12 protein-coding genes are annotated in these 10,516 nt (G+C 69.3%); 4 read left to right on the top strand and 8 right to left on the bottom strand.

What is annotated here, in order from left to right; genetic code table 11:
* Nucleotides 1-24: 24 nt before the first annotated feature.
* The gene (locus tag CVV72_RS39660) at nt 25-1,023 is read left to right on the top strand and encodes an SGNH/GDSL hydrolase family protein (RefSeq protein ID WP_219149796.1); all 999 of its coding nucleotides are present in this window, start codon (nt 25-27) and stop codon (nt 1,021-1,023) included.
* A 114-nt stretch (nt 1,024-1,137) separates the two neighbouring features.
* On the top strand, nt 1,138-2,643 hold the full coding sequence (locus tag CVV72_RS39665) for an alpha/beta hydrolase (RefSeq protein ID WP_219149798.1): 1,506 nt from the start codon (nt 1,138-1,140) through the stop codon (nt 2,641-2,643).
* Here CVV72_RS39665 and pucL read toward each other — a convergent pair.
* Genes pucL through CVV72_RS39685 form a run of 4 tightly spaced genes read right to left on the bottom strand, consistent with a single transcriptional unit; the run spans nt 2,640 to nt 4,865 of the window.
* Nucleotides 2,640-3,518 carry a factor-independent urate hydroxylase gene (pucL, locus tag CVV72_RS39670; RefSeq protein WP_125673212.1) on the bottom strand — a complete coding sequence of 293 codons (879 nt, stop codon included), beginning with the start codon at nt 3,516-3,518 and terminating at the stop codon, nt 2,640-2,642. The genes CVV72_RS39665 and pucL overlap by 4 nt on opposite strands.
* Before the next feature lie 6 nt (nt 3,519-3,524).
* Entirely contained in the window at nt 3,525-3,842 is a 318-nt protein-coding gene (gene uraH, locus CVV72_RS39675; RefSeq protein ID WP_219149800.1) for a hydroxyisourate hydrolase, read from the bottom strand.
* Nucleotides 3,839-4,330 carry a 2-oxo-4-hydroxy-4-carboxy-5-ureidoimidazoline decarboxylase gene (gene uraD / locus CVV72_RS39680; RefSeq protein WP_219149802.1) on the bottom strand — a complete coding sequence of 164 codons (492 nt, stop codon included), beginning with the start codon at nt 4,328-4,330 and terminating at the stop codon, nt 3,839-3,841. The genes uraH and uraD overlap by 4 nt, the downstream gene beginning before the upstream one ends.
* 58 nt (nt 4,331-4,388) lie before the next feature.
* Entirely contained in the window at nt 4,389-4,865 is a 477-nt protein-coding gene (locus CVV72_RS39685) for a helix-turn-helix domain-containing protein (RefSeq protein ID WP_219149804.1), read from the bottom strand.
* Nucleotides 4,866-4,969: 104 nt separating this feature from the next.
* Between CVV72_RS39685 and allB the strand changes: the two genes are divergently transcribed.
* Together allB and alc are read left to right on the top strand one after the other, a co-directional pair.
* The gene (gene allB / locus CVV72_RS39690; RefSeq protein ID WP_219149806.1) at nt 4,970-6,298 is read left to right on the top strand and encodes an allantoinase AllB; all 1,329 of its coding nucleotides are present in this window, start codon (nt 4,970-4,972) and stop codon (nt 6,296-6,298) included.
* 1 nt (nt 6,299) lies between these two features.
* A complete protein-coding gene (gene alc / locus CVV72_RS39695) occupies nt 6,300-7,316 on the top strand; it encodes an allantoicase (RefSeq protein ID WP_219149808.1) in 1,017 nt (338 codons plus the stop codon).
* Here alc and CVV72_RS39700 read toward each other — a convergent pair.
* Genes CVV72_RS39700 through CVV72_RS39715 form a run of 4 tightly spaced genes read right to left on the bottom strand, consistent with a single transcriptional unit; the run spans nt 7,307 to nt 10,516 of the window.
* Nucleotides 7,307-7,483, bottom strand: coding sequence for a hypothetical protein (locus tag CVV72_RS39700; RefSeq protein ID WP_167373560.1), 177 nt, complete (start codon nt 7,481-7,483; stop codon nt 7,307-7,309). The two genes, alc and CVV72_RS39700, sit on opposite strands and share 10 nt — an antisense overlap.
* A 34-nt stretch (nt 7,484-7,517) precedes the next feature.
* Nucleotides 7,518-7,994, bottom strand: a complete 477-nt coding sequence (locus tag CVV72_RS39705; protein WP_219149810.1) for a CoA-binding protein — start codon at nt 7,992-7,994, stop codon at nt 7,518-7,520.
* Complete coding sequence (locus CVV72_RS39710) at nt 7,991-9,280, bottom strand: O-acetylhomoserine aminocarboxypropyltransferase/cysteine synthase family protein (protein ID WP_125673205.1); 1,290 nt, start codon at nt 9,278-9,280, stop codon at nt 7,991-7,993. Before CVV72_RS39710 ends, CVV72_RS39705 begins: the two co-directional genes overlap by 4 nt.
* Nucleotides 9,281-9,334: 54 nt before the next feature.
* Entirely contained in the window at nt 9,335-10,516 is a 1,182-nt protein-coding gene (locus CVV72_RS39715) for a hypothetical protein (protein ID WP_034310873.1), read from the bottom strand.

Genomic DNA, 10,516 nt, shown 5'->3' on the forward strand with positions numbered 1-10,516 from the left:
CCAACGACGGATCACGAGGTCGCCATGCGCCGTACCGCCCGACTTGTCCTCGCCACCCTGGTGGCTGTCGTCTCTTTAGCGAGTTCGGTGACACCGGCGAACGCCGCGGAGCCCCCGTCCTTCCGCAAGTACGTCGCTCTCGGCGACTCCTACACCGCGGGCCCGCTGATCCCGTGGCAGCAGGCGAGCTGGTGCTTCCGGTCGAACAACAACTATCCGGCCTGGCTCGCCACCAAGCTCGGGCTCTACTACCAGGCCGGCGCCTTCACCGATGCCAGCTGCTCGTCGGCGGACACCACGAACATGACGAAACCGCAGACGGTGCCCTCGCCGAGCCTGGCGCTGGCCAGTGCGCCGCCGCAGTTCGACGCCCTGACGCTGGACACCGACCTGGTGACCATCGGCATCGGCGGCAACGACTACGGCGTCTTCGGCAGCCTGATCGGGACCTGTCCCGAGCTGCGCGACAGCGATCCGACCGGCTCGCCGTGCAAGGACCACTTCACGATCAACGGGACCGACACCCTGCTCGCGGCGATCGAGAACACCCGGCGGAACCTCGAGCGCGTCGTCAAGGGCGTCCGGGAGCGTTCGCCCGCCGCCACGATCGTGCTGGTCGGCTACCCGCGGATCGTGCCGCCGACGGGTTACTGCCCCAGCGTGGTCCCGTTCGCCGACGGCGACTACGCCTGGGCCGACGAGGTCGAACGCGCGCTCAACAAGGCAGTGTCGACGGCCGCCCGCAAACAGGGCGCCCGCTACGTCGACACCTACGGGCCGAGCCTCGGGCACGACGCCTGTTCGGGTGACGCGGCGTGGGTGAGCGGCAAGGACACCGACCTGTTCCGCGCGGTGGCCTACCACCCGTACGCGGCGGGCATGAAGGCCGAAGCCGACCTGATCTTCAAGGCGCTGGGCGGAACCACCGCGGTGTCCACGAAGGCGCCCGACGCGCGTAACGCGACCACCGCGGACGAACTCCAGCGCAAGGCCGCCGCGGCGGGACTTGTGCCTCGGTCCTAGCCCTCCCTTGATCCTTGGTTCACCTTCCGGCGCTACCTGCGGTCGATGTCCGCCCGGTGTGCCCGGCCCTAGCGTCGTGAGCCGTTGGGAAACCAAGGAAGAAGGGGGAAGTACATGAAGCGGTTCTTGGCCGCCGGGTTGCTCCCGGTGATCGTGGGCGGGCTGCTCGCCGGAGCCACACCGGCTTCGGCGAGCGTCCCGGCCCACTACGCCGACCAAAAGCTGGCGTGGGTCCCCTGCGCCGAATCGGACCTGATCTCGTTGCCGCCGGGCACCGACATCAGCGGGCTCGAATGCTCGACGTTCCGCACACCCCGGGACTGGGATCGTGCGGACGAGCGGCAGGACCTGACCATCGCGGTCAGCAGGCTGAAGTCCACCGGGGCTTCGACGGCCTCGCTGCTCACCAACCCGGGCGGGCCGGGCGGTGCCGGCCGCTGGCAGCCGACGATGTTCCGCGGGCAGGAGAAACTGCGCGAGCACCAGGACATCATCGGCATCGACGTGCGCGGGACCGGCAAGAGCACCAACGTCACCTGCCGGGGCTCGGCCGATCTGATCCGGCAGCTGGATCCACGCGACCGGGATCCGCGCAATCTGAACCAGATCCTGGCCAACGCCGAGCACGTGGCCCGGTCCTGTCAGAGCGCCGGCGGCGAACTCGGGCCGCTGATCACCACGTACCAGACGATCCGGGACTTCGACCTGCTCCGGACCCTGCTCGGCCGGGAGAAGATCAACTGGGTCGGGTACTCGGGCGGTACCTGGCTGGGAGCGCATTACGCGCAGCGGTTCCCGCAGCGGACCGGGCGGTTCGTGCTGGACTCCGCGACGGAGTTCACCACGGACTGGCAGAAGACGTTCGACCGGCAGCCGGTCGGTTTCGAACGGCGCTGGCGGCAGGACTTCCTGCCGTGGATGGCGCGGTACGACGCGAAGTACCACTTCGGCACCAGCGGTGAAGAGGTCCGGCAGAACTACGAGCGGGTCCGCTACGCCTTGTCCCGCAACCCGCTGAACGGGAGCGGGCCGATGGAACTCGACACCGCCATCATCTACATGCTGTACAAGAAGGCGACCTTCCCGGCACTGGCCGACCTGCTGGTCAAGATCCGGGACGCGATGGAGAACCCGGCGGCCATGGCCCAGGCGAAGGCCGCCGTCGACGCGGCGGGGGATCACCCCGACGCGCAGGACGCCACCTTCTGGAACACCCTCTGTGGTGAAGGACGTTTCATCGGCACCCGCGAGTCGCTGATCCGCGCTTCGCAGCGGAACCTCGACCGCGGTCTGCTCCTGGCGGGTGGCGGCACGCTGAACGCCTCGGTCTGCCTGTTCTGGGACAAGGAGCCCCGCCCACTGCCGAAAATGGACGGCAAGGGCGTCCCGCCGGTGCTGATCGTCCACTCCGAGCACGACCCGGCCACGGCGATCGAGGGCGCCCGGAAGGCGCACGCGGGCTTCGCGAACTCGCGCATGCTGACCGTGACCGGTGAGGGCGACCACGGGCTCTACGCGGACGGGAACCCCGCCGTGGACAAGATCGTGAACGCCTTCCTGGTCGACGGGGTGGTCCCCGCCGACCAGAGCGTCCCGGGTATGCCGCTGCCGGTGCCCTAGAAGGCGGCGAGGGTGTGCCAGGCGAGACCGGCGTCTTCGGCGTCGTCGCGGAGGACGACACCCTCGATGAGGCCGTACGGGCGGTCGGCGGCGTAGAAGACCTCGTTGTCGTTCTTCAGCCCGAACGGTGACAGGTCCACCAGGAAGTGGTGCTTGTTCGGCAGCGAAAGCCGGACTTCGGCGACCTCTTCGCGTTCCTTGAGCACAGCCTCTCCCATCGCGTACAGCGTCTGCTGCAGGGAGAGGCTGTGCTTGTCCGCGAAGGTCTCCAGCAGGATCCGCCGGACCTCGGCGTGGCTCGTGGCCCAGTCGATCCCGTCGCCCTGGTAGCGCCAGCGCGCGGTCACGGCGGTCGCGAGGATGCGGTCGTTCGTCTCGGCCAGCGTCGTGTACTCGTCGCGCGGGAAACCGTGGAACTCCGAGCCGGTGGACTTGAGCACCACGAGATCGTCCAAACCGGACACGACCCAGGCCTGGTCACCCTGGACGGTCACCGCGGTCGTCCGCTTTTCGCTGCCCGCCTGGGAGAACGCGTGGTCGTGGCCGGAGATGCGGTTCCAGCCGTGTTCGTCGATGAGGATCCGCGCGCCGGTGATGTGCTCGAACGAGCCGACGAAATGGCGTCCCAGCCGCAGTGCGAAGTCCTCGATCTCGCCGACCGGGGCTTCCTTGGCGAAGGCGTAGACGGTGTTCTTCTGGGTGTCGGTCGCGACGACGTCGGCGTTGTCGCCGGTGAGGTGCGTGGCCGCGAGGTCCCCGCGCAGCGACGTCGAAACGGTGAGGTCCTTGAGATGGTGGACGCTGCCTTCGCGCTGGACGGTGACGAGCCGGACTTCGGCCTTGCCGTACTGGTTGGGGCCCAGGGTGATGGCCACGGGCGATCAGCTCCCTCGATAGGTGGAATAGGCGAACGGGCTCAGCAGCAACGGCACGTGGTGGTGCTCGGTCCCGTCGGCGATGCGGAAGGTCAAGGTGACTTCGGGGAAGAAGGAGTCCGGGCCGAGGTGGGCGCCGGTGTCGAAGACCAGCCGGTAGACCCCGGGTTCCAGGGTGTCCGGGCCGAGATCGCGGATCCGGCCGTCGGCGTCGGTCCGGCCTTCGGCGACGGATTCGCCTGCGGCGGTTTCGAGCCGGACGCCGACGCCGGCCGCCGGCCGTCCCGCGGCGGTGTCGAGGATGTGCGTGGTCACGAGGCTCATGCCGTCACCGCCTTCTCCAGCCGCAGCGCGGCGATCTTGGCCAGCTCTTGACCGGCCACTTCGAGTTCCTTTTCGGGTGCGTTCGAGAGCCTCGAACGCAGGTTTTCCAGCAGTTCGGCGCCGCTCCGGCCGCTCGCGCAGACCAGGAAGACGTGCCCGAACGTCGCTTCGTACTCGGCGTTGGCCGCGGCGAACTCGCGTGCCGCGTCACCGTCCACACCGGACTGTTCCGAGCGGGACCAGCCCGCTTCGGTGCTTTTCCCGTCCGCTTTCTCCCCGATCCGGGGATGGGCGGCCATGGCTCGCCGGACCTCTTCAGGGCACAACGGGGTGAGCGCCTCGGAAGCGGCGAGCAGCGCGGCGATATCGGCGTACGGGCGCCTGGCCAGCAGGGTTTCCACCCAGCGCGGGACGTCGAGGCAGGCGGCCAGCGCCGACCGGACGTCCTGAGCGGGAGCCTCGTTGAACTCTCGAATGGTGAGCGGCACGGGAACCGACGGTACGGCGACGCTTCCGCCGTCGTCAACATTTTGTTGAATCCGCTCTTCAGTCTTGGTCGCGGTTGAGGTAGTTGTAGACCGTGAACCTCGTGACCCCCAGCGCCTCGGCGACGGTCGACACCGACTTGCGGAGGCCGAACGCGCCGCGTTCCTTGAGCAACCGCACCGCGCGCTGCTTGGCCGCGCGGTCGAGGGTGTCGAGTTTGCCGCCGAGTTCGCGTTCGACGTCGCCGATGAGCCGGGCCAGCGCGCTGTGCAGTTCGACGGCTGGCTCGCCGGTGTCGTCGCCGACCTGCCGGAGCTGGAGGGTCACCCGCGTGGCGCCACCGTCCAGTGCCGCCCTGGCGATGGCGGGAAGCGCGTCGAGCAGGGTGTCGGCGTCGCCGCGGACCAGCGTGCCGAGCGGGCCGAAGTCGGCGGACAGGCCCGCGTCCTCCGCGGTGTCGCGGGCTTTGACGGCGTGTTCGGGTGGTGGACCCTCGCCGTGGAACGGTTCGCTGGTGAACTCGGCTTCTAACTGCACCCAGCGAAGGTAGCGCCGCTCGCGCTCGTTGACGAGCAGGGTGGCCGGAGTTAATGTCGGAGTGCGAAACCTCGATTCCACTGAGTGGAAGTTGGAGGCTCTAGATGGACTTGGTGATCAAGGCCGCCCGGGCTGTGACAGCCGCCGGGGAAGTACCCGCGACCGTCGGGGTCGACGAGGGCCGCATCGTCGCGGTGGAACCCACCGGAGCCGATCTGGACGGCGATCGGGTGCTCGAACTCGGTGAGGACGTCGTCCTGCTGCCGGGGCTCGTCGACACGCATGTGCACGTCAACGATCCGGGCCGCACCGAATGGGAGGGGTTCGCCTCGGCGACCCGCGCGGCCGCCGCGGGCGGGGTCACCACGATCGTGGACATGCCGCTGAACAGCCTGCCGCCGACGGTCGACGTCGCGTCACTGGAGGTGAAGCGCAAGACCGCCGAGGGGCGGGTGCACGTCGACGTCGGGTTCTGGGGCGGCGCGATTCCCGGCAACCTCGCGGAGCTGCGCGGCTTGCACGAGGCCGGAGTGTTCGGCTTCAAGTCGTTCCTGCTGCATTCCGGGGTCGACGAGTTCCCGCCGCTGGACGCGCGCGGGCTCGAAGAGGCGATGACCGAGCTGCGGACCTTCGACGGCATGATCATCGTGCACGCGGAGGACTCCGACGCGATCGACCATGCGCCCGACCCGCACGGCGAAAAGTACGAAGACTTCCTGCACTCGCGGCCGCGCGGCGCGGAGAACGTGGCGATCGCGCAGGTCATCGAGCTGGCAAGGAAGACCGGCGTCCGCGCGCACATCCTGCATCTGTCCTCTTCGGACGCGCTGCCGATGGTCGAGAGCGCGCGGCGCGACGGCGTCCGGCTGACCGCCGAGACCTGCCCGCACTATCTGAGCTTCACCGCGGAGGAGATCGGCGACGGTGCCACGCAGTTCAAATGCTGCCCGCCGATCCGCGAGGCCGGGAACCGCGAACTGCTGTGGAAGGGCCTCGCGGACGGCGTCATCGACTGTGTGGTGACCGACCATTCGCCGTGCACACCCGAACTGAAACGGTTCGACAGCGGCGATTTCGGGCTCGCCTGGGGCGGGATCGCCGGCTTGCAGCTCGGCCTGCCCGCCGTCTGGACGCAGGCGCGGCAGCGCGGATTCGCCCTGACCGACGTCGTCCGCTGGATGGCCGAACATCCGGCCGCGCAGGCGGGGATGCGGCGCAAGGGACATCTCGCGCCGGGCTACGACGCCGACTTCAGCGTGTTCGCCCCCGACGAGGCCTTCGTCGTCGACGTCGCGAAATTGAAGCACCGCAACCCGGTCAGCGCCTACCACGGACGGCCGCTCGCCGGTGTCGTCCGGAGCACGTGGTTGCGCGGCGAGGAGATCACCGGTGAAGACCCGGCAGGCGTTCTGCTGACCCGGGGAGACTGCTGAGATGGAGGATGCCGTGCACGACCGTCCTGAGTGGACAGCCCGGCCCGATCTGGCCTCGCGCAGGTTCGGCGGGACCGTGATGTGGGCGACGGACGAGTTGTTCGCCGAGAAGGAGAACCTGGTCAACCCCTGGGTGCCCGCGCACCGGACGGAGACCTTCGGCCCCAAGGGCCAGGTCTACGACGGCTGGGAGACCCGGCGGCATCGCGAACCCGGCGACGACCAGGCGGTGATCCGGCTCGGCCTGGCGGGCGCGATCACCGGCGTCATCGTGGACACCGCGTTCTTCAAGGGAAACTACCCGCCGTTCGTCTCGGTCGAGGCGTGCGTCGTCGACGGATATCCCAGCGCGGCCGAACTGGCCGAAGCGGACTGGGACGTGCTGGTGAAACGCGGCGCGGCGGCGGGGCACACGGAGAACTTCTTCGAAATCGGCGGGAGCAAGCGCTACACGCACGTCCGGCTGACCATGCATCCGGACGGCGGCGTGGCCCGGCTCCGCGTGCACGGCACGCCGATCCCGGACCCGCGCCTGCTCGACCTCGGTGCGCTCGACCTCGCCGCGCTGGAGAACGGCGCGGTGGTCACCGGCTGCAGCAACATGTTCTATTCCTCGCCCAACAACCTCTTCTCGCCGGGGCTCGCCGCGCATCAGGCCGAGGGCTGGGAGACCGCGCGGCGCCGGGACGACGGGAACGACTGGGTCACGGTGCGGCTCGCCGGCGCGGGCGTCGTCCGGTTCGCCGAACTGGACAACAGCAACCTCAAGGGCAACGCGCCGGGCTGGGCGTCGCTGAGCGGCCGGGACGGCGACGGCGAGTGGGTCGAACTCCTGCCGAAGACGCGGTTGCAGCCTGACACCCGGCACCGGTTCGCCCTCGCGGAGGGACCCGAGGTGACCGAGGTCCGTCTCGACATCTATCCCGACGGCGGGATGGCGCGCCTACGGCTTTTCGGGGCGCTTTCCGAGCGAGGCCGCGCCGATCTCGCTTCGCGTTTCGAGGCGGCTCAGGGCTGAGCGCCGGGACGGTTCAGGTACGCGGAGAGCAGCGAGAGGACGGTGCCGATCGAGAAGATCGCGGTGAGCCACCAAGCCCCGCCGATCGACAGGTTCCACACCAGGGCACCCACCATGAGCACCGCCATGACGATGTTCCTGATCTGCAGCGGCGTCGGTTTGGCCATGCCGCCACCCTCTCACGGTCGGCGGTCACGCTGGTCAGGGGGCGGACTGGCGACGGGAGCTGATCACACCGGTGTCGAACCCGGCGAGGTGGAGCCCACCGGCGAACCGGGCGTGCTCGATCTTGACGCAGCGGTTCATCACCACGTCCAGGCCCGCTTCCTTCGCGCGGTCGGCGACGGGTTCGTGCCACAGGCCCAGTTGCAGCCAGAGCGTGCGCGCCCCGGCCTTGACGACCTCCTCGGCGACGCCGGGGAGGTCGTCGTGCTTGCGGAAGACGCTGACCAGGTCGACCTCGCCGGGCACCTCCGCCAGTGACGGGTACACCGGGCGCCCGAGGAGTTCGTCCAGCCTCGGGTTCACGAAGTTGACCTCGTACTTGCTGGAGGAGAGCAGGTACGTCGCGACGAAATAGCTCGGCCTCGCCGGGTTGTTCGAAGCGCCGACGATGGTCACCGACCTCGTGCGCGCAAGGATGCGGCGGCGTTCGACCGCGCCGACGTCGTAGGTCATCCCGCCACCGCCTTGCCGAGTGCCTGATCGAGATCCCACAGGATGTCGTCGACGTCCTCCAGCCCGACCGACAGGCGGATCAGATCCGCTCCCACCCCAGCCGAGCGCAACTGGTCTTCGGAGAGCTGCTGGTGCGTGGTGGACGCCGGGTGGATGACCAGGGTCCGCGCGTCCCCGACGTTCGCCAGATGCGACAGCAGCTCGACGGAGTTCACGAACGTCTCCCCGGCGGCCCGGCCGCCGTCGACACCGAAGGAGAACACGGCGCCGGGACCGGCGGGCAGGTACTTCTTCGCCCGGTCGTGATGGGGATGATCCGGCAGGCCAGCGTAGTTCACCCACGCCACCCGGCTGTCGTTCGCCAGGTACTCCGCGACGGCTCGCGCGTTGGCGACGTGGGCGTCCATCCGTTGCGGCAGCGTCTCGACCCCCTGCAGCAGGAGGAAGGCCGAATGCGGGGAAAGGACCGCGCCGATGTCGCGCAACTGCTCGGCGCGGAGCCGGGTGCAGAAGGCGTACTCGCCGAAGTTCTCCCAGTACTTCAGGCCGCCGTAGCTCTCGACGACCTCGGTCATCCGCGGGAACTTCCCGTTGCCCCAGTCGAACTTCCCGGACTCGACGACCACGCCGCCCAGTGTGGTCCCGTGCCCGCCGAGGAACTTCGTGGCCGAATGCAACACGATGTCCGCGCCGTGCTCGATGGGACGGCACAGGTATGGCGTCGCCAGCGTGGCGTCGACGACCAACGGGATGTCGTGCGCGTGCGCGAGCTCGGCCAGCCCGGCGATGTCGGCGATCCCGCCGCCCGGATTGCCGATGACCTCGGTGAAGATGAGTTTCGTCCGGTCGGTGACGGCGGCCGCGTAGTCCTCGATGCGGTCTCCGTCGACGAAGGTGGTCTCGATACCGAAGCGGCGCAGTGTCCCGGTGAGTTGCGTGACCGTCCCGCCGTAGAGCCCGCCCGCCGACACGATGTGGTCGCCGGCCTCCGCGAGGGCGGAGAAGGTCAGGAACTCCGCGGCCTGGCCGCTGCTGGTCGCGACCCCGCCGATCGCGCCTTCGAGGCTGGCCAGCCGCTCCTCGAAGGCCGCGACCGTCGGATTGCCGATCCGGCTGTAGATGTTGCCGTACTTCTGCAGCGCGAACAGGTTCGCCGCGTCGGCCGCGTCTTCGAAGACGAAGCTCGTGGTCTGGTAGATGGGCACGGCGCGGGCGCCGGTCGCCGGGTCGGGCGTCCCGCCCGCGTGCAGGGCGCGGGTGCGGAAGCCCCAGGTGCGTTCACTCATCGCGCCCGACGCTACCTCGCGTCCCACCCCGTGGCCATCGTTCCCAGCCCGTGGCTACTTGCGGTCCAGGGTGATCACCGCGCCGGGGCGGTGGCCGTTCCGGCGCGGCGTGACCGGACGTGGCTCACGGGAGACCGCGACCCCGGCCGGCCGCTGCCGATCGGCGGGCAGGACCTCCCGCGAGTTCGTCCGGTCGGCCAGCCGCAGGGACTGCGCCGAGGTCAGCCACTCTTCGGCGGGCTCCGCGATTTCGAGCAGCAGCGCCTCGAACTCCGAGCGCGTGGTTTCGAGGATGTGCGGTGCCGCGAGCCAGCGCAGCACCTGACGTCCGGTGACCGCCATCCGCTGCCGCGGCGACGACACCAGCCGCTGATCGAAGTAGCGGATCAGCACCTCGTCCACGGTGTCCCACGCGTTCGCCGCGCCGAACAGATCGAGCACGTCTTCCGAACCGAGGATCTTGAACGCCTCGGTCAGCAGTTGCATGACCTCCACCCGCAGCACGTTCAGATGGCCGTACGAGGTGAACTTCAGGTTGTTCCGCAGGTCGAGACCGCTGCGCCGGACGACCGCGACACTGCCGAAGCTCGGGTCGTACGCGCGTTCCCGGACGACGTCCGAGATCCGCTTGTCCCGCCAGAACAACGCGACCTGGTTGCTGAACTGCGTGAACAGCTGGTGGAAATCGGTGTTCGGCCGCGAGTTCGCCGAACCGAGTCCCTTGCCGTAGCCGAGCACCCGCCGATAAGCGCTGACGCGGTCCCGCCGGGTGTAGCGCAGGACGTCCCGCCGGTCGAACCGGTACAGGCCGAACGCGCCGGGGCCGTCCGAAAGCCGGATGGCGCCGCCCTGGAACAGCTCCTGCAGCTTCTGCACCACGCGGAACACGCCGATCCGTTCGTGCTGGTACAGGTAGTACAGGTCGCCGACCGCGATGACCCGCTCCGAAGCGACCGTCTCGTCGTAGGCGTCGACACCCGGTGGCATCGCCGTCGCGCCGAGATCCGCGGCCGAACCGTCGCCGAGACCGACGAGCTGCGCGATCCCGCCGTCCGCGGGCCCCGGTTTGCCCCGTTGCTCGGCCTCGACCGCGGTGAGCATGTCGTCCAGCTGCTTGAGGACCGCGTCGCCGAGTTTCGGATCGCTGCCCAGCTCGTTGGCGAGCTTCCCGGCGACCTGGCCGCGCAAGGCCGCGACCCGGTCGAAGAGTTCCCGGTATTCCTTTTCCGTGCCCAT

The organism is Amycolatopsis sp. TNS106, from assembly GCF_019330265.1.
In the GTDB taxonomy this organism is placed as follows: Bacteria; Actinomycetota; Actinomycetes; order Mycobacteriales; family Pseudonocardiaceae; genus Amycolatopsis; species Amycolatopsis lurida.

What these genes read in the sequence shown, in the direction of transcription:
- CVV72_RS39660 (WP_219149796.1), top strand. Translation starts at nt 25, where the DNA reads ATGCGCCGTACCGCCCGACTTGTCCTCGCCACCCTGGTGGCTGTCGTC.
- CVV72_RS39665 (WP_219149798.1), top strand. Translation starts at nt 1,138, where the DNA reads ATGAAGCGGTTCTTGGCCGCCGGGTTGCTCCCGGTGATCGTGGGCGGG.
- uraH (WP_219149800.1), bottom strand. Translation starts at nt 3,842, where the DNA reads ATGAGCCTCGTGACCACGCACATCCTCGACACCGCCGCGGGACGGCCG.
- allB (WP_219149806.1), top strand. Translation starts at nt 4,970, where the DNA reads ATGGACTTGGTGATCAAGGCCGCCCGGGCTGTGACAGCCGCCGGGGAA.
- alc (WP_219149808.1), top strand. Translation starts at nt 6,300, where the DNA reads ATGGAGGATGCCGTGCACGACCGTCCTGAGTGGACAGCCCGGCCCGAT.
- CVV72_RS39700 (WP_167373560.1), bottom strand. Translation starts at nt 7,483, where the DNA reads ATGGCCAAACCGACGCCGCTGCAGATCAGGAACATCGTCATGGCGGTG.
- CVV72_RS39705 (WP_219149810.1), bottom strand. Translation starts at nt 7,994, where the DNA reads ATGACCTACGACGTCGGCGCGGTCGAACGCCGCCGCATCCTTGCGCGC.
- CVV72_RS39710 (WP_125673205.1), bottom strand. Translation starts at nt 9,280, where the DNA reads ATGAGTGAACGCACCTGGGGCTTCCGCACCCGCGCCCTGCACGCGGGC.
- CVV72_RS39715 (WP_034310873.1), bottom strand. Translation starts at nt 10,516, where the DNA reads ATGGGCACGGAAAAGGAATACCGGGAACTCTTCGACCGGGTCGCGGCC.